Annotated in this window: 13 protein-coding genes and 1 tRNA gene; 7 read left to right on the forward strand and 7 right to left on the reverse strand. The window is 44.6% G+C overall.

Annotated features, from left to right (window positions below):
- Positions 1 to 6 precede the first annotated feature (6 nt).
- The gene (locus B4G81_RS08645; RefSeq protein WP_294081590.1) at positions 7 to 2,103 is read left to right on the forward strand and encodes a beta-L-arabinofuranosidase domain-containing protein; all 2,097 of its coding nucleotides are present in this window, start codon (positions 7 to 9) and stop codon (positions 2,101 to 2,103) included.
- Here B4G81_RS08645 and nth read toward each other — a convergent pair.
- Complete coding sequence (gene nth / locus B4G81_RS08650; protein WP_294081591.1) at positions 2,069 to 2,704, reverse strand: endonuclease III; 636 nt, start codon at positions 2,702 to 2,704, stop codon at positions 2,069 to 2,071. The two genes, B4G81_RS08645 and nth, sit on opposite strands and share 35 nt — an antisense overlap.
- 59 nt (positions 2,705 to 2,763) lie before the next feature.
- Positions 2,764 to 4,326, reverse strand: a complete 1,563-nt coding sequence (locus B4G81_RS08655) for a M81 family metallopeptidase (RefSeq protein ID WP_294081592.1) — start codon at positions 4,324 to 4,326, stop codon at positions 2,764 to 2,766.
- A 266-nt stretch (positions 4,327 to 4,592) separates the two neighbouring features.
- Between B4G81_RS08655 and B4G81_RS08660 the strand changes: the two genes are divergently transcribed.
- Complete coding sequence (locus B4G81_RS08660) at positions 4,593 to 7,232, forward strand: MG2 domain-containing protein (protein ID WP_294081593.1); 2,640 nt, start codon at positions 4,593 to 4,595, stop codon at positions 7,230 to 7,232.
- 36 nt (positions 7,233 to 7,268) lie between these two features.
- Here B4G81_RS08660 and B4G81_RS08665 read toward each other — a convergent pair whose 3' ends face one another.
- Both B4G81_RS08665 and B4G81_RS08670 read right to left on the reverse strand, forming a co-directional pair.
- Positions 7,269 to 7,976, reverse strand: a complete 708-nt coding sequence (locus B4G81_RS08665; RefSeq protein ID WP_294081594.1) for a 16S rRNA (uracil(1498)-N(3))-methyltransferase — start codon at positions 7,974 to 7,976, stop codon at positions 7,269 to 7,271.
- 10 nt (positions 7,977 to 7,986) lie between these two features.
- On the reverse strand, positions 7,987 to 8,580 hold the full coding sequence (locus B4G81_RS08670) for a bifunctional nuclease domain-containing protein (RefSeq protein WP_294081595.1): 594 nt from the start codon (positions 8,578 to 8,580) through the stop codon (positions 7,987 to 7,989).
- Between the two features lie 195 nt (positions 8,581 to 8,775).
- Here B4G81_RS08670 and B4G81_RS08675 point away from each other — a divergent pair.
- Positions 8,776 to 8,851, forward strand: a tRNA-His gene (locus B4G81_RS08675).
- 188 nt (positions 8,852 to 9,039) lie between these two features.
- On the opposite strand, the gene B4G81_RS08680 is transcribed toward B4G81_RS08675, so the two are convergent.
- A complete protein-coding gene (locus tag B4G81_RS08680; protein WP_294081596.1) occupies positions 9,040 to 10,476 on the reverse strand; it encodes a S41 family peptidase in 1,437 nt (478 codons plus the stop codon).
- 143 nt (positions 10,477 to 10,619) lie between these two features.
- A complete protein-coding gene (locus B4G81_RS08685; protein ID WP_294081597.1) occupies positions 10,620 to 11,402 on the reverse strand; it encodes an RNA methyltransferase in 783 nt (260 codons plus the stop codon).
- 297 nt (positions 11,403 to 11,699) lie between these two features.
- Between B4G81_RS08685 and B4G81_RS08690 the strand changes: the two genes are divergently transcribed.
- The 4 genes from B4G81_RS08690 (at position 11,700) to B4G81_RS08705 (ending at position 16,101) form a co-directional block, all read left to right on the forward strand.
- The gene (locus tag B4G81_RS08690) at positions 11,700 to 13,724 is read left to right on the forward strand and encodes a transketolase family protein (protein WP_294081598.1); all 2,025 of its coding nucleotides are present in this window, start codon (positions 11,700 to 11,702) and stop codon (positions 13,722 to 13,724) included.
- A gap of 61 nt (positions 13,725 to 13,785) precedes the next feature.
- Positions 13,786 to 14,241, forward strand: a complete 456-nt coding sequence (rpiB, locus tag B4G81_RS08695; protein ID WP_294081599.1) for a ribose 5-phosphate isomerase B — start codon at positions 13,786 to 13,788, stop codon at positions 14,239 to 14,241.
- Between the two features lie 7 nt (positions 14,242 to 14,248).
- Positions 14,249 to 15,292: a S41 family peptidase gene (locus tag B4G81_RS08700; RefSeq protein ID WP_294081600.1), complete on the forward strand. Its 1,044-nt coding sequence runs from the start codon at positions 14,249 to 14,251 to the stop codon at positions 15,290 to 15,292.
- Between the two features lie 29 nt (positions 15,293 to 15,321).
- Positions 15,322 to 16,101, forward strand: a complete 780-nt coding sequence (locus B4G81_RS08705) for a Cof-type HAD-IIB family hydrolase (RefSeq protein ID WP_294081601.1) — start codon at positions 15,322 to 15,324, stop codon at positions 16,099 to 16,101.
- A 60-nt stretch (positions 16,102 to 16,161) separates the two neighbouring features.
- Here B4G81_RS08705 and B4G81_RS08710 read toward each other — a convergent pair whose 3' ends face one another.
- A complete protein-coding gene (locus tag B4G81_RS08710; RefSeq protein WP_294081602.1) occupies positions 16,162 to 19,278 on the reverse strand; it encodes a glycoside hydrolase family 2 TIM barrel-domain containing protein in 3,117 nt (1,038 codons plus the stop codon).
- Between the last annotated feature and the right edge of the window lie 244 nt (positions 19,279 to 19,522).

The raw sequence follows: 19,522 nt of genomic DNA on the forward strand, positions 1-19,522 counted from the left end.
AGTCGTATGAAAAATTTAAAAACCGGAAACAGGTTTTTAGCCTGTTTGTTTTTGTTGGTCTCCCTTTCCGCATTCTCCGCGGATAAAATAAAGATCACCATCGTGGATAGGCCGAATACCCAAGCTTTCAACCCCAACTATATACAAAATAAGGCGCCATTGTTGCCGCGTCATTTTATCAAACTGCCGGTTGGCGACGTGAAACCGAAGGGATGGATATTGCACTTTCTTGAATTGCAAAAGGAAGGGCTCAACGGCCGGCTGGGCGAAATAAGCGCATGGCTCGACAAAGAAAATAATGCGTGGCTGGGAACCGGCAACGACTACGGATGGGAAGAGGTTCCCTACTGGTTGAAAGGGTTTGGCAATATGGCTTATATTCTCGGCGACAAGGAGATGATCGACGAGGTGAAGGTATGGATCGAGGCTGTATTTAAAAGCCAAAGGGAGGATGGCTATTTTGGCCCCTATATCGAACGGAACGGGAAACCCGACTTGTGGGGGAATATGATCATGATCTGGTGCCTGCAATCTTATTACGAGTATTCCGGTGACCAGCGGGTTATTGACTTGATGACCCGCTATTTCCGCTGGCAGTTGGCGCTGCCGGAAGAAATGTTCCTGAAAGACTATTGGGAGAACAGCCGTGGTGGAGATAACCTGTGGAGTATTTTTTGGCTTTATAATATTACGGGAGATCAATTCCTTCTGGAATTGGCAGAGAAAACGGACCGGAATACCGCCGACTGGAGACAGCGTTCTACATTGCCCAATTGGCACAATGTGAACATCGCCCAATGTTTCAGGGAACCGGCCACTTATTATATGCTTTCCAAAGACTCCGCCGATTTAATGGCTACGTATAACGTGCATCATTTAATCCGGAATACATTTGGGCAGGTCCCGGGAGGTATGTTTGGCGCAGATGAGAATGCGAGGATGGGATATATCGATCCGAGACAGGGGACAGAGACCTGTGGGTTCGTGGAACAGATGGCGTCCAATGAATTGTTATTGCAAATGACAGGTGATCCCTTTTGGGCGGAGCATTGTGAAGAGGTGGCGTTCAACTCCTATCCGGCATCGGTGATGCCCGACTTTAAATCGTTGCGGTACATTACGTCTCCCAACCATACCGTCAGCGACTCGGAAAATCATCATCCCGGAATCGATAACCGGGGCCCCTTCCTGGCGATGAACCCGTTCAGCAGCCGTTGCTGCCAGCATAATCATGGGCAGGGATGGCCTTACTTTATCGAGCATCTTATCATGGCTACGCCCGATAACGGTATTGCCGCGGCTATTTATGGCATGTGTGAGGCGAAAGTAAAAGTGGCGGGTGGCAAAGCTGTGGAGATTATCGAAGAGACCAATTATCCTTTTGAAGAATCGATCCGGTTCAGGATTAAAACATCCGGTAAAGTTGGGTTTCCTCTCTATCTCAGGGTACCGACGTGGGCATCAGAACCATCCCTGTCCATCAACGGGAAAGTCGCTGCCGAAAAATTAGCAACCGGTAAATATGTATGTATAGAACGGGAATGGAGAAACGGTGATGAAATTGTTTTGAATGTGCCGATGAAATTGTCCCAGTCGGTATGGCACGCCAATCAGGATAGTCGTAGCATCCATTATGGGCCGTTGACATTCTCTCTGAAGATCAAAGAAGATTACAAGGAGGTAAGCAGCGTGGAAACAGCGATAGGCGATTCCAAATGGCAAAAGAACGCCGATCCGTCCCAATGGCCCAGTTATGAGATTTACCCAGGCAGCGATTGGAACTATGGATTAGTAATAGATGATTCTGTCTCGTTGGAGGAAAACTTTGAAGTGGTAAAGACCGCATGGCCTTCCGATAATTTTCCTTTCACTGTGGAAAGTACGCCTATCGAGATCAAAGCCAAAGGGAAAAAGCTACCTCAGTGGAAAATAGATGAGTACGGGTTGACGGGTGAATTGCCCATCAAGGAAAACAGGACCTTTGCGGAAAAGACCGAGGAGATTACTTTAATCCCGATGGGAGCCGCACGTCTAAGGATATCGGCATTTCCCGTGTATGATGGAAATGTTAAGGTTTCTTATAGTACTTGCACCAGGGACTGAGGCCGCATATCTCGCATTTGGGCTTTCGCGCTACGCAGATGTACCGTCCATGCAGGATAAGCCAGTGGTGCGCTTTTGAAAGCAATTCTGCCGGGATATGCTTCACCAGTTCCCGTTCTGTTTCGAGCGGTGTTTTGGAATTGTTCGTCAACCCGATGCGGTTGGCTACCCGAAAGACATGGGTATCCACCGGCATGGCCGGTTTGTCGAACGCCACGGCCAGCATCACATTGGCAGTCTTACGGCCCACGCCGGGGATGGTAAGCAGAGAGTCGATATCATTCGGCACTTCTCCTCCAAAGTCTGAGATGAGTTTTTTCGCCATCCCCACCAGATTCTTTGCCTTATTGTTGGGGTAGGAGCAAGATCTGATGTACTCGAAGACTGCTTCGGGTGTTGAAACGGCCATCACTTCCGGTGTGGGGAATGCCTCGAATAAAGCCGGTGTGATCATATTTACCCGCTTGTCGGTACATTGAGCGGAGAGTATCACCGCCACTAATAGTTGATAATCGTTTTGATAATGCAACTCTGTTTCAGCCGATTCCGCATTCTCCAGGAACCAGTCGATTACTTTCTTATAACGTTCCTTTTTGGTCATTATTCCACTCTATAAATTATCCTGCTATATCGCTTTTCCACAATACTTCTTCTACTCCTTTATCTTTTTATTTCGTCCGACAATGGAATGAAAACTGCACTCAAATCAGGGTCAGCCATATTGGGATCGAGAGGGTAGATGGGGCGTTGAACCCGTTTGTAGGGCAGTCGTGCCAAGTCCTGATCCACTCCTCCGGGTGTGAGCGCCATCACCCAGTCGGCGCGCATGTCATACAAATCGGGTACGAGGTATCCTATCTTTACCACCAGAATATCGGTTTCCCGAGGATTCAATCCCAGATCGGTGAAATTTTTCTCGTAATGATAGGCCGTTCTCTTTTCGGTTACAATGGTGTAGATATTACCGCTTTTCACCACCACTTTGGAATTACCCTTATCTTCGTTGATGGCGGTCACTTCCCCTTTTAACCGGATGGGTGGCGCGTAACGATTGTCCACTGCGGCACCGGCCATTCCATCTACCTGTCCGCCGACGCCGGCTTCAATGGCTTGTTTGACCAATTCCGGACCGGGAATGGAGGCATAAATCAACGTTTTGCCATCAGGCGACCGGAATTCGGACCGCTTGAAAAGTTCATGCAATGTCCAGGTGACATCCCCGGCACCACCGGCAGTAGGATTGTCTCCCATGTCGCTGATGATAAACGGTTTTTTATCGCTTGCCAACGCTTGAGCCAAAGCATCATCCAGATATGTGGTTGGCGCTACGAAGTCAAATGCTGACCGCGCACTCCAAAAATAAACGGCTAATTTTTCGGCTGCTTTACCTACAGCTTCCCGATCATCTCCATAAGCCATTACAACGGCACTGTTGCGTGGCTCGTCGGCCCAAGGGTAAGACAGCCATACCGAAGCATCAATGACCTTATCATCATCAAGCAAGGCGGGGATTTGCCCGGTAAGGGTCTTGCCCGGTTCGATACGGGTACTGGTCTGTTCACCCGGGAGTAGTATAGGAACACGAATCCACGCTTTATAAGCCGGTTTTCCTTTACCCCGTTCTAATCTGTCGAGCAAATTGATGATAGCCCGTTTTTTTGTCTCTACAGCATCCTCGTGGGGTGAAAGCCGGTAGCTGGTAATCAGATCAAGATTCTGTGCCAGCCGGGGTGATACACTGCCATGCGGATCCATTGATGCTGAAATTATTACGTTGGTACCCACTACATCACGGATACGCATCAGAAAATCTCCCTCGGGATCGTCTAGTCCCTGTACACTCATCGCACCATGAATATCGAAAAAAATCCCATCCAAAGGCAGGGCCTCTTTCAACAGAACCAAAGTCTTAGTCACCAATGATTCATATGCTCCACGAGTGACAATACCTCCAGGCATAGCATGACCATAGAGGGTGGGTAACCATTTGGCACGGTTAATAATCCCCGTGTCAGGAGACCAAAATGAATAGTAGGAAAAGATATCTTCGCCTACACTTGCGTTAAATGCTTCTTCGTGGGTCACTGCCGGTGAAAATGTGCTGGATTCAATGGCTAGCCCTGCGATGGCAATTCTCGGTAATTCTTTTTTTGTACTGTTGATTTTACAACCTGTTGTTAGAAATAACAAGCCCAGAGAGATGAGAACAAGGTTTTTTTTCATTGCAGTAATACCTAAAAAATGAATAAAATTTTTGTGCTCCGGATGCAATGATGACGCCAGCGTGCTGAAACGTAAAAATATTTTTCCTGCACATATTAAAACAAAAATACAAAAAATTATCATTTTCACTACTTAAAAAAGTAAGAAGTCTGATAAGATAAAAAAAGGGACTATCGCTGTTGGAATTAAAATCTTTCGAAGTCCATGTTCTTGTCGGAAAAATGCGTTATATTTGTGTTGGCGGTTGATAATAAATTCCATGTACAATGCAAAAATTAATCTCCATCCTTTTCATTATTAATATTACCGGACTTGTTTTTGCACAGATGCCGGATGAAGTAGCTGGTCGGCTTATAGAGCAACTTACAGAATGGCCTCATGAAAAAATCTACGTCCAGACCGATAAGTCTGTTTATTTATCGGGTGAACGGATCTGGCTCCGAAGCCATCTGGTGGAAGCGACTACTCATATACCCGCTTTTTTAAGTAGATATGTATATGTCGAACTCTTCAATCCATTCGACCAGTTGATACAGCGAATTAAAATAAAACCCGACAATATGGGTGTATATTCGGGCTATCTCGATTTGGATGAAGAACTCCCAGAAGGAAGTTATACTTTGAGAGCCTATACCCGGTATATGCGAAACCAGGGAAATGAGGCTTTTTTCAAGAAAACAATCCATGTGTTAGATCCGTATTCCCTGCAAATTGAGCCTATTTCCGATTTTGCCGTAAATGGAAACAAGGTCAGTGTGAATTTTAGGTTTATCAATCCCGCTAATGGAGATACCGTCATTCCCGAAATTGTTACTTTGAAACTTTCGGATGAAACAGCTAAAACGATTTCACCCAAAGACAATGGCAATTTTAATTGGGATTTCACAATGACAAAAAAACGGAACAGGACCTTGTTGTTGGGGATTGTGAATGACAGGAGAAAATACAATCGGTATTATCCGATGCCGTATGATACAAACGATTTTAATATCACCTTCCATCCCGAAGGAGGATATCTGGTTCCCGGTCAGACATGCCGGGTAGGGTTTAAAGCCATTAATCCTTCGGGACTAAGTGAGGAGGTAACCGGCATCCTGTTCAATTCCAAAGATGAGGAGATGGCAAAATTCGCCTCTTTGAAATTTGGAATGGGTTTTTTTGATTTTATTCCCGAAACAAATGAAACGTATTACGCTCTCTGCAGAACGAGAAACAGCGATACTAAACGGATAGAGCTTCCTGTACCCGACCTTCGCTCAAGGACAATCTCAGCCGGGATTAATGCAGAAAACCGGCTTGTGGTTTCAATGTTAAGAGGCAATGCGGCTCCGGATGATTCCATATATATCCTGGTACATAACAAAGGCATAGTCTATTTCCATCAGCTTTGGAGGGATTTATCGAAATCCTTTTCCTTTGCTGTTCATGATTTTCCGACCGGTATCATAAGTATTCTCTTGTTGAATAGTAAGAATGAAATTCTCAGCGAACGGTTGGTGTTTAATTTGGATCCGGATGATGTCGCTGCTTTGGATACTCAATTATCATCCCCGACATATAAACGGAGGCAACTCATCCGTCTCAGGCTGCGATTGACGGATTCAGATACCATAGCCTTCGCTGACAATATAGCAATAGCTGTGACTGATAAAAACAGCGTTCATCAGGACACAACTACCAATATGCTCTCTACCCTTTTACTTTCGTCTGAGTTGAAAGGTTTTATAGAATCGCCTGCCGCTTATTTTAAAGGGTATACTATTGCGGATGAAGATGCACTTGATGCATTGATGATGACGCAGGGATGGAGAAGGTATGATATTCCCAATGTCATTCAGGGGAAAATAACTTTGCCGGAGCAGTTTTCTCCCGAGCAATTTCAGGAGATTAGTGGGAAGGCGGAAATCTTGTTCGGGGGATTGAAAGAAGGAGATATCAGCCTGTATGCCACTCTGGATTCGCTATACAGCGGAGAAACAACGAAGGCGGATGCGAAAGGACGTTTTATGTTTAAGGTGGAGTATCCCGAAGGTACCGAAATTACGGTGCAGTCCCTCAGTAAAAAAGGAGGCAGGAATAATCTGATCAACATAGATCCTGTGACTTTTCCTGATTATACATTCTCCACTATTCCCGTACGACCTTTATCGAATGGGCAGGCGACAGATGATTTTGACGCTTATCTGCAAAAGGCTAATGAAGAATATAGCACAAAATATGGCATTCGGACAATCATGTTGGAAGAGGTGACCGTAACGGCGCGAAGGCTAGAAAAATATGCCGAGTCGAAATTCTATTCCCCTATCTATGCTACCGGATTGATTACGGCCGAGGAGATTGAAAAGCGTAAGGTAAGCAGTTTGCGTTCATTGCTGCTTTCCTCACCCGGCATTATTGTCAGATCCGACAAGGTCACTACCACCCGTTCAGAGAATCCCGTGTTGTTTGTTATTGATGATATCCCTTATGAAGACTTCTTCGATCAGCTTGATGCGCTTGATGTTAGTGCTGTCGATAACTTGTTCGTCTTAAGGGATAATATAGGCATGTTGGGCTATCATCCCGGTACCGATGGTGCTGTGGTGATTACAACAAAAAAAGGGTTTGTGCAAAAAAATAATAAATCAATGAATATTGACAGGATAAAACCTTTGGGCTATCAGCTCCCCGCAGAGTTTTACATGCCGACTTATGAGACCCAAGAGCAGCAAGATTCGTCCTTCCCCGATCTTCGCACGACTATCTTTTGGAAGCCCGATGTGCAATTCTCCAAAGCAGGTGATGCGTTAGTGGAGTTTTATTCTGCTGATATGCCGACTACTTATCAGGTCGTAGGCGAAGGTGTTACGAGTTCAGGGAAAATAATTCGACTCGAGAAGGAGATTACTGTAGAAAATGCCCACTGAACCATCGCGAAAAATGATTTGTCCGGGAATGGATTATTACAGGGAGTTTATTACATGGACGGTATGTATGGCTGCCAGGCAAGCAGTCTCAGTCCTGAGCCGTGACTCACCCAATGTGATCGGTTCAAAACCGGCTGCAATAGCTTTTTCCACCTCTTCCCGGCTAAAATCTCCCTCGGGGCCTATAAGGATAAGGGCATCCTCCCCTCTTTTATGCAATTGAGCCAACGGTGTTTTGGGTAGATCGTAACAATGGGCAATGTACTTCTTTCCGTCGAAAAATCGGGTGATAAACTCTTCAAATGTGGTAAGTGACTCAATGTTAGGTAGGAGGGCCTGTTGTGATTGTTTCATTGCTGAAATGGCTATCTTTTCCAGGCGTTCTTTTTTTATTTCTTTTCGTTCTGAATAATGGCAGACGATGGGGATAAATCCATCAATACCGATTTCAACGGCTTTTTCTACGAACCATTCGTTCCTCTCCATCTGCTTGGTAGGGGCAAAAGCTATCCGGAGCCTGTAATTCCACCCCTTCGGTTTTTCAATCCTCTTTTCAATATTCACCAGGCATTGTCTCGGGTCGGCCCGGAGAAGGGTACACTCATAAAAAAAGCCTTTCCCGTCGGTAGTCATTAAAAACTCCCCTTCCCGCATACGAAGCACTTTTACACAATGCTGCGACTCCTTCTCGGGAAGCAGGTGACTTTGCAGGATACCGGGAGAATAGAAAAGTGTGTCTGCCATAAGTCCGCACTCAGAATTTATTTTCCCTTCGGTTAATTTCATCACGCAGCTGTGTGGCCAGTTCATAATTCTCATTCTGCACAGCATCATCGAGACGATCTTTCAGTGCTTCCAACTGGAGATCCGATAGTTCCTCGTCTTTTCGGATTGTTTCATTGCCTTTCATCTCCGACGCACCGGCCGGGGTATGCTCATCGAAGACGATCGCCATCTTCTGCATGATTTCCTCTGTAGTGTAAACAGGAGAATGGGTGCGTATGGCTAGTGCTACCGCGTCGGAAGTGCGGGAGTCGATACGGTACTCTTTCCCGTTTTGCAACAGCAGTAATTCCGAAAAAAATGCACCATCTTCAAATTTATGGATCAGTACCTCCAGCAACTCGATACCTAACTCATGCCATATAGTGCATATCAAATCGTGCGATAGAGGCCTGGGAGGAGTAATCCCCTCCATTACGATGGCAATGGATTGAGCTTCAGGTGTTCCGATGACAATTGGTAACCGGCGGATACCATTCTCTTCGGCGAAAATAAGTGCATAGGCACCGGCCTGAACTTGGCTAAAGGATATTCCCAATACGGACAGTTTGACTTTATTTGACACAGTCGATACGTTTTTATTTTGTAAATACAGTAAAAGCCGAAAGGAAAGCCAGTTTTGCCTGGACTTGTCCGTGGCACATTAATATTCTGTAAATATACTATTTTTTCAGGCAAGAAAGATATATCCGATGAAAATTTTATTTTTTTGTATGTGGATTTAGAAAAAAGATGTACCTTTGCACTCGATTTGAGACATGGTGGATGTAGCTCAGCTGGTTAGAGCGTCGGATTGTGGTTCCGAAGGTCGCGGGTTCGAGCCCCGTTTTCCACCCAATCCTCACGAGAGTGGGGTTTTATCCTTTTTAGATTTGTTTTAGGTGATCACGTATTTTTATATACGTGATTTTTTTGTCCGGTACGAACTAAAGATAATGGCTATATTACGACTTGTCTATCACCGAACTAAGTGTCTCTGTTTTGTCAAGGGTGCTTCCCCCATTTGGAGAAGGCTTGAAGATAATCAATTGCGGTTCGCAATTTTCAACCGGAGAAGTCCTTCTTCTAAAGTGATGTCCCGGTTGGCTAAAAAATCATTGAAAGTATCCCGGATTCTTATATCCGGGATTATTCCTATCCCGATAAACTCTTTACCGTCCACCATATAATTTTTTTTCGTACAAATCCTTACATCCACTATGTTTTTTATCAAAGGCTCTGTTACGGGATTTCCACTGCTGCCTGCTGTTGGAACTCCTATTAACAAACCTCTCTTCATACCACGGAATGCGGCACAAAAATTTTCCGCCGCGGATATTGTCCCTTCACCGATCAATACAGCAACAGGTTTTTTATATATTTTCTTTTCGGCAATTGAAGGGGCTGTATATTCTTCGCCGTCATACCATTGTTCTTTCCAACCCCTTGAAGCGGAAAATGGGATATATTTACGACTTTGCCACTTTCCTCCTGCAACGAAAGGTTCGTCGGTCAGGTGTCCTAAAATATAATCCCCGTTAGCCGAATTGCCGCCACTATTATTCCTGATGTCGATGACCAACGCATCGGTTTGAAGAATTTCCTCATATATCTTGTCAAATTGCGCCCTAAATTGTTGGTTAGAATAGTTATTCCTGAATGTGCTTATTTTCAAATGGCCGATATTTCCTTCCAACAGGTTGAAATCAAAAATGGAAGTATCCTTTTTCTTCCATGCCATCCCCCTGTCTATTTTCATTTCCAAGGGCTCATCGTTTGTCCCTTTCAGCTCTATTACCAAGGTATCCGTTATTTTTCCCCGGGACAGTTCATTCTTATTAAAAATCACATAATCTGTCCATTGGGGTGTAGATGAACAAATATAGGGTCTCACATATGCGTTGATGTATTCATGGACATCCATTCCATTAATTTTTACCATCTCCATTCCTTTTTCCATTCCCATATCTGAAAGGAGATCGTTGTATATATTGTCGATATGGACCTTGTTGTTGAAAAGACGGGTGGTGAATGGAGGGGTGGCTATTTTTTCGGAAGAGCGGGAAAGGTATGAATAGGTAATCCCTGTATGCCCGTCACTCAACCGTGCGCAGATCTTTTCCAATTCCCTGCAATACTCGTATATGTCCTGAGTAGCCAGAACAGCGGGTATGGATGATTCTATCAGTTCGTCCCAGTCGAAAGGCAACTGGTGGTAGAACACGAAGTTATATTTTACCTCTGTCCCAAGTCTTGTCAGTCCCATGATCTTTTGTACATCCGTCAATGTGTCCGCTAATGCTGTTTTTACAGGGGAAGGCTTCTCCTTTACAGCCTCGGTTCTTGTTGTTTGAACGACACTCTTCTCCTTTGATTCGGTACATGAAATCAGTAAAAGCAGAGAAATAAGTATGGATAATTGTATTATATTATTCTCTTGTAATCTTGTAAAAAAATACCTGAAAAATAAAATCCTATGCATATTATTGTTGTTGGAATTCGAGATAAAATAACTATATCCATACAAACTTCGTGCCGAGATTGTATTAGTCTGAAATACAGATGAATGTCGGTAGGTGGGGGTGTTCTGTATGTAAAACGATTTTACAAGTGTGTGAATTTTCTTTATATTGTAGCTTCCTTGATATCCATAAATCGTAATGAACGCCGGAACTCCGCACAGGTAATAGCCGTGGCAGCTGCTACATTTAGTGATTCGGAAGAGACTCTTTCCTCCGGATAGCCCGGAATAAAAAGTTTTTTATTTATCCACTTTTCCACCTCACAGCTAATGCCCCGGCCTTCGCTTCCCATTACAATGAAACCGTTGCCGGAAAGTGCTGCCGAATAGATATCTTCACCTTCCAGAAAGGTGCCGTAAATGGGCAGGTGTGTATGCGCTTTCAGGAAATCCGGGAGATCGGTGTAAAATACTTTTACTCGGGCAATGGCTCCCATGGTAGCTTGTACCGTCTTAGGGTTAAAGATATCAGCCGTGTCGGGTGAACAGATGATATGCTCGATGCCGAACCAGTCGGCAATACGGACAATAGTTCCCATATTTCCCGGATCCTGAATCCCGTCCAGTACGAGATATAGTTGGTTATCGGGATCAATTTCCCCGATTTCCTGAGAAGGGCGGTAGAAAACACCCATCATTTGCGGAGCTGTTTTTAGGAAAGTGGCTTTTTTCAACTCACTTTCATGTGCCGTAATAATCTCTTCGGCTTTTAATTCAGGATAGGAAGCTAAGATAGGAGGAAGTGCCGCAATTAACTGGCAATGGCAGGTACCCAACAGGTCGAAAACCAGTTTTGCTCCTTCAGCTACAAAAGTATTGTGCTCGTTGCGGAACTTTTTTTCTCCCAACGACTTGATATATTTTATTTTATTCTTACTTAGCCCCATTATTTACTCATTTCGCTCGTGTTATTTGCACTTCGTGCGTTATTTCCCGCTTTGCGGGATTATGCCCGAACAACTACTGAATAATCACCGAATAAGAGTGTAAAAGTAACAATATTCCTCTTTCCAACCGGTAAGAAACGGTAAAAAATCCTTGGAATCATGCTAAAAAAGTAATAAACATATCAATTATTTCACCCCTTACAATTAAAAAAAGAAGTATCTTTGTCACTAATTGACTCTGTCAGCGTTAAACTGGATACAAATTATAACTTAAGACTTTATATATTATCGATGTTTATGAACGATCCTGCATTAATGAACAAAGCGGCCGATAACATTCGAATACTTTCGGCATCAATGGTAGAGCGTGCAAAATCAGGCCATCCCGGTGGAGCAATGGGAGGAGCAGATTTTATCAATGTCCTTTTTTCTGAATTTTTGGAGTATGATCCCGAAGATCCGACATGGGAATCAAGAGATCGTTTTTTTCTGGATCCGGGACATATGTCGCCAATGCTTTACTCTGTGCTTTGCCTCAGTGGTAAATTTTCATTAGATGAGTTGAAGGAATTCCGCCAGTGGGGAAGTCCTACTCCCGGACATCCCGAAATTGATGTGGCACGGGGAATCGAAAATACATCGGGTCCGTTGGGACAAGGGCATGCTTATGCTGCCGGTGCAGCGATAGCGGCCAAATTTTTACAGGCACGGCTGGGGAATGTCATCGACCATACCATTTATAGTTATATCTCCGACGGTGGTATCCAGGAAGAAATTTCACAAGGGGTAGGGCGTATTGCCGGCCATTTGGGTCTAAGTAATCTTATCATGTTTTATGATTCCAACAATATCCAGCTTTCTACCACAACCGAGGTAGTGACCAGTGAAGATGTGGCAAAAAAATATGAAGCATGGAACTGGAACGTAATTAGTATTGACGGTAATAATGTAGAAGAGATTCGTCGTGCGTTGAATGCGGCGAAAGCTGAAAATGAGAAACCGACACTCATTATAGGAAATACCGTAATGGGACGCGGTGCTTTGGCTGCAGATTGTACATCCTTTGAATGTCAGGTGTCTACGCATGGACAACCATTAAGTGCTGCAGGTGCCGATTTTGGGCAAACCATCAAAAATTTGGGAGGTGATCCTGAAAATCCTTTTGTGATTTTTCCTGAAGCAGAAAAGTTGTATGCTTCCCGTAAGGAACAATTAAAAGAAATTGTATCGGCAAAGAGAGTGAAGTTGCAGGAATGGGGCAAGGCAAACCCCGAGCTGGCAGAGAAGAAAAATAAGTGGTTCGCGCGTGAATTGCCGCAAATCAACTGGTCTGCCATCCAGCAGAAGCCAAGTGCTGCTACGCGTGCCGCTTCGGCTGCCGTATTAGGGGAACTGGCTAAACAAGTGGAGAATATGATCGTTTCATCTGCCGACCTCTCCAATTCGGATAAGACAGATGGTTTTTTGAAATATACGAAAGCCTTGGAGAAAAACGACTTCTCTGGGGCGTTCCTTCAGGTAGGAGTGTCCGAATTTACTATGGCTTGCCTCAATATCGGGATGAGTCTGCATGGGGGAGTGATTCCCGCTTGTGGGACTTTCTTTGTTTTCTCCGACTATATGAAGCCGGCCATCCGGGTAGCGGCACTGATGCAAACGCCCGTTATCTTTATATGGACACATGATGCATTCCGGGTGGGGGAAGATGGTCCTACTCACCAACCTGTCGAGCAAGAAGCACAAATCCGACTGCTGGAGAAATTACAGAACCATCATGGTAAGAATTCCATGCTTGTACTTCGTCCCGCCGACGCCAATGAGACGACTGTCGCCTGGAAAATGGCAATAGAAAATAACGAAACACCTACCGGGTTGATCCTGTCACGTCAGGATATTAAAGACTTGCCTGCCTGTGAGTCCCGATTCAATGAAGCATTGAATGCGGAAAAGGGGGCTTACATTGTACAGGAAGATGCCGGATATGATGTTATACTGCTTGCATCGGGATCAGAAGTAGCTACCCTGGTGGAGGGAGCTGATTTGTTACGTGGAGATGGAATAAAGGTGCGTATTGTATCTGTTCCTTCGGAAGGATTGTTTAGGGCACAACCTATGGACTACCAGCAGAGGGTATTGCCAAATGGAAAGAAAAAATTTGGTCTTACGGCAGGACTTCCCGTTACTTTAGAGGGATTGGTCGGTGCCGACGGAACAGTCTGGGGTATGAATTCCTTTGGTTTTTCGGCACCATATAAAGTGCTTGATGAAAAATTGGGATATACAGGTAAGAATGTTTACGAACAGGTGAAAAAACTGTTATAATAAAAAGAATGGAGGGTCGTGGGTGTATTGCCGACGACTATCTTTATTTAAATCAAACGATATGGCTTTATTTGATAATTCAGTAAAACCCATTGGACTCGCATCCGATCATGCAGGTTATAAAGCAAAGCAATTTATTATTAAAGTGCTTGAGGATAAGGGTATTCCTTATCGTGATTTTGGCGCATATTCCGAGGAAACCAGCGACTATCCCGATTATGCTCATCCCTTGGGACAAGCCATAGAAAGTGGTGAGTGCTATCCGGGTGTAGCTATCTGTGGAACAGGAATAGGCATCAGTATGGCATTGAATAAGCATCAGGGGGTGCGGGCAGCCCTCTGTTGGAATACGCAAGTGGCCGCCTTTGCCCGGGCGCACAATGACGCAAACGTACTTGCTCTGCCGGGTAGGTTATTGAATGAAGAGGAGATTTATGAAATATTAGTGACCTTCCTCAATACACCATTTGAAGGGGGGCGGCATGCGAGACGGGTCAGCAAAATTCCTTGTAAATAATGTGATAATGTTCTGTCCAGCCCGTATCTCTTGGTGTTTAGTCGTTTCTCATCCTATATGTAGCATTCTTCTATTATTGCTACCTGCCTTTTGGTTGGGGTGTGATGACCTGGATGTACAGTTCGACAATAATCCTCAAGGTAATTTCGATGCGTTATGGACGATCCTTGACCGGAATTATTGTTTTTTCGAGTATAAGGATATTGATTGGGCAGAGGTATACAATAATTATAGTAGGCGTATTTCTCCCGATATAGATAGTGAAGGCCTGTTCAGGTTGATGGGATTGATGCTTGCCGAATTGAAAGACGGTCATGTGAATTTGACCGCCGCACATGATATAACCCGTTATTGGGAGTGGCATGAAGATTACCCCTCTAATTTTGACCAGGCCATCCAGAAACACTATCTCGGTAATGATTATGGTATTGCATCCGGAATGAGATACAAAATATTCGAAGATAATGTCGGTTACATCTATTACGGCAGTTTCTCCAATGACGTGGGTGAGGGAAATCTCAGTGAGGTCCTAAACCGGATGGCTATATGCAAAGGACTTATTTTTGATGTCAGAAGCAATGGCGGTGGCAGCTTAACCAATGTGGAAAGAATCACAAGTCGTTTTTTTAACGAACGCCGCCTCATTGGTTATATCTCTCATAAAGTCGGTCCGGGGCATGATGAATTCTCGCCGCTTTACCCCAAATATGTGGAGAGTTCCAATAGGATACGTTACCAGAAACCGGTAGTCGTTCTTACCAACAGAGGGTGTTACAGTGCTACCAACGAGTTTGTCAGTATTATGAAATATGCTTCCAATGTCACTGTGATGGGGGACAGGACCGGGGGGGGGAGCGGATTGCCTTTTACCTCTGAATTGCCCAATGGCTGGTCGGTTCGTTTTTCAGCATCTCCCATGTTCAATGCAGAAAAAGAACATATCGAATTTGGCGTGGAACCCGATATATATGTAAGCATGTTGGAAGGGGACCGTCAGAAAAACAAGGACACTATTATTGAAAAAGCGCGTGAACTGCTAAGTAAACAGTGAGAAAGGAAAAAGTAAGGTAAAAAAGATTTATGGTTAAAGGAATTTTCTTTGATATTGACGGTACATTAGTCAGTTTCAACACACATCGGATACCCGATTCCACCCGAAAAGCGATCGAGACGATCAGGAATAAAGGAGTTAAAGTATTTATTGCCACCGGCCGGCATTTTTCATCTATCAATAATCTCGACGATATGGAATTCGACGGATATATTACGATGAACGGCTGTTACTGCCTGCAAGGGACAGATAATGTGATATTCAAAAAGAGTATTGCCCCGGCAGATATAAATCATTTTATTGATTATCTGCAGCAGGAAAAGGAATTTCCCTGTCTTTTTGTTGAAGAGCACAAGTTATCTCTCAATTATGTTGATGAAGAGGCAAAGTATCTGATGAAATTACTGAAACAGGAAGAGAGTTTTCCAAAGCATGCGTTGGATTATTACCGGGATAAAGAACTGTTTCAGTTGACGGCATTTTTCAAAGAATCTCAGGAGGAAGAGGTGATGAGCCGGTTGCCCAATTGTTCGGCTATGCGATGGTACCCCACTTTCGCCGATGTGATAGCGAAAGGGGTAGACAAAGGTGTCGGTATTGATCAGCTCTGCAATTATTATGGATTTTCACTAGATGAAACGATGGCTTTTGGTGATGGAGGCAATGATATTGAGATGCTCCGCCGTGCCGGTATCGGTGTGGCGATGAGAAATGCAAAAGAGAACGTTAAACAGGCGGCAGATTATGTTACTGATTCCGTAGATAATGATGGTGTACTAAAAGCGCTGCAGCATTTCGGGTTGATGTAATGTACCACAAAAAAACCGGAGGCACTTTTAGCCTCCGGCCTGTTTGATCTCTTCAATCTTTTACTTTCCCGAAATGCCGATCGTATAGCTATACTTGTATTCCTTGCCGGAGAACCTGTATTGGTCTAACGGTCTGGCACCCCACGAATTTAATCCGCCAACTCCACGCTGGAACAAATCAATGCAGAGTACAGTTTCCTTACGGGGAATCACATCCGACCAATGCTGTTGTTTCTTGGTCATTCCCGGATCGAGGTCTTCAGGGCGATAATTGGTCGCACTTACTGAAAGCGGCTGTGCCCCATCAATCCGGATGCCTTTACCTGCGCTATTTTGAAGTGTAAGCCAGCGCACATCCGTTTTGTTCCCAGTTTCCTGGGGACGGTAGTAAGTGTATGCCTGGTCTTTTACGAGGCCTTCCCATATACCCATAAAAGTATCGGTATTGCGATCCACGTAATTCTCCCACGGTCCTCGGCCGTACCAGCGGAATTGTGCATATTCTTCCGGTAATATCATCAACATGCCGAAACGCATTATCTCCGGCAGATCATCACTTTGCGCCTGGTAATGGAGTCCGGTAGTCAGGCTTCCGTCATTATTCACGGTGTAAGTGATATCCACAAAAGCTTCAATACCCCGAAGCTTGGCACGATACATGAATGACACACCATCATTTTTCTCTTCCATTTTACGGTAACTCCAGATCACATTATGTCCTGCCGCATCCCATAGGCGGAGGTGGTATTGTTCGTTGGAGCCGAAGTCATTATCGAGCGGCGCTCTCCAGAAATTCAGCCGGGGTAACTCCTTGAAGATATTTTGTCCATCTGCTTTTGCGCTGACCAGGGACCTGCCGTCTTTCAGCGAAAAGATATATTCCACATTCCCCGAAGTAACGGTCACGGTTTCATCTTTCCGGGACAAGTTCACCGTTCCCTTACGATCTGTTGAAACGAAATAATTATTGGTTCCGAAGGCGAATTCCTCTTTAGCCATTTCAAAGCCGGGTTTAATAAACCTGTTTCCTTTCTTGTCGTAGGCAAAGAGTCGGAGAAAATATTCCGTGCCGTTTTCGGGTTCTATGGCCGGAAGCTTCAGTTGAACATCTTTTTTAGAGTTGGCCGGTACTTCCACCGTAAAATCCCCTTCCGCCATTTCTTCACCATTTTTAAGCAAGACCCATTTATAAGCATACGCCTCATTGGTCAGGGCGGTGAATTTGAAATCGTTGACTACGGTAATAAGTCCCTTGTCCGGGTCTTTTACCTCAAAAAGAATATTCTGGTAGACTTTCTTTACGATATGGGTGTGGGGCATATAATTCTGGTCGGGGGTAATCAATCCGTCCATACAGAAATTGCCATCGTTCATTTTGTTATATCCCCCCAGGTCGCCCCCATATGCCCAGTAGGAACGTCCCTGCTCGTCGTGGGCAGCATACCCGTGATTATACCATTCCCAGATGAAACCGCCCTGCATATTTTTACTGCTGCGCATCAGTTCCCAGTATTCGGGGAAGTTCCCCATGCTGTTCCCCATGGCATGGGCATATTCACACATGATAAAGGGGCGCCCGAGGTCTTGAGCAGCATCACGTTTCATGCTGTTCCATGAAGGATACATGGGGCAGATGATATCGGTGTTGCGGTCGCGGCCGGCCTGTTCATATTGCACGGGGCGGGTCGGGTCGCGTTGCTTGGCCCAGTCATACATGTCGAAGAATGCTTTCCCGTTACCGGCCTCGTTGCCTAACGACCAGATTATGACCGAGGGATGGTTCTTGTCCCTTTCCACCAAACGGTAGATACGGTCCATATGTTGTGCATGCCACTCCGGGAAGTTGGAGACGTTGTCGGGACCGTAACCCAGTCCGTGTGATTCCAGATTGGCTTCGTCTACAAGATAAATACCGTATTCATCACATAATTTGTACCAAAGTGGTTGTTGCGGGTAATGGGATGTACGGACTGCATTGATATTTAACTCTTTCATCAATTGCAGATTCCGCATCATGGTTTCTTTATCCACTACTTGTCCTTTATTGGTATTGAATTCATGCAGGTTGACCCCCTTCAGGTATATTTTTTGTCCGTTCACCAACAACTGCCCGTCCTTGATTTCTACTCTGCGAAATCCTATCTTCGAGGAGGTTGTTTCAACCAGGTTGCCTTTTTCATCTTTGAGGGTCAGGAGAAGGGTGTAGAGGTTGGGCGTTTCGGCCGTCCATTTGGCCGGATTGGATACTCTTCCCGAGAGGCTGATCCCTCCGGACAGTGAAGCACCTATGGTTGTATTTTTTGCCTGGCGGAATACACTCTTTCCGTTTTTATCGAGGATGGAAACCTCCAGGGAACGGTTTTGATCCTGGTCCGTATAATTTTTTAATTCCACTTCTATACTGAATTGTCCGTGACGGTAGTCATTGTCCAGGCCAGGGTGGGCAAAAAAATCCTGGATACGCGTATCAGCTGTGCTGTAGAGGTAAACATTGCGATTGATCCCTCCCAGACGCCACATATCCTGGTCTTCAAGGTAGGAGCCGTCGCTGAATTTATGCACTTGGCATGCCAGGAGGTTCTCTCCCGGACGGATATAGGGAGTGATATCGAATTCGGCAGGGCTCTTGGCATTTTTATTGATGCCCACTTGCTTACCGTTCACAAAAACAACCATGAAGTTGGTACCCCCTTCAAAATGGAGGAATACTCTTCTGCCGTTCCATGTATATGGAATGTTGAATATCTGCCGGTAGGATCCTGCCGGAGAATCGTTCCGGTCGATATGGGGAGGGTTCACCGGAAACCCGTAGCCGATGTTCACGTAATAGGGAAGACCATAACCGTTGAACTCCCAGTTGCCCGGTACGGGTATTTTACCCCACGCGCTGTCATCATAGTTTTCATTAAAGAAACCGGTCGGTACTTCAGCAATCCTGGGTACCCAGTGGAACTTCCATATGCCGTTGAGCGACTGATAATAGGGTGAATGTTCATACTCGTCGGCAATGGCTGTCTGCTCACTGGCATACGGAATTGCCGTAGCCCTTGTCTTTTCGGTATTTACTGCAAAAACTTCGGGATTTTCCCAATCGAGAACTTTGCCTTGTGCCAAGATACTGTTAAATGTTGGTTGTATCAACGTCATTAAAAAAATCAGATAAAAAAATTGCCTCATGCGTATTTTATTTTGGTGAGTGATTTATAAATACAAATATAACCATCAATAAGGAATTTGCAACTATTTATTTTGAATAAATTCCTAATTGTAGGCTGAATTTAAATGATTTTATTAAGAAAGTACCGGTTAATTTTATTATAAAGTGATTGTTTTCTTTCATAATATTTTTGCATCTTTGTAATGGAGACTCATTTAAAATGTAATTGATTTAACTACCATCTTTCCTCTAAAAATCCCCAAG

Source organism: Proteiniphilum sp. UBA5384, assembly GCF_002410825.1.
In the GTDB taxonomy this organism is placed as follows: Bacteria; Bacteroidota; Bacteroidia; order Bacteroidales; family Dysgonomonadaceae; genus Proteiniphilum.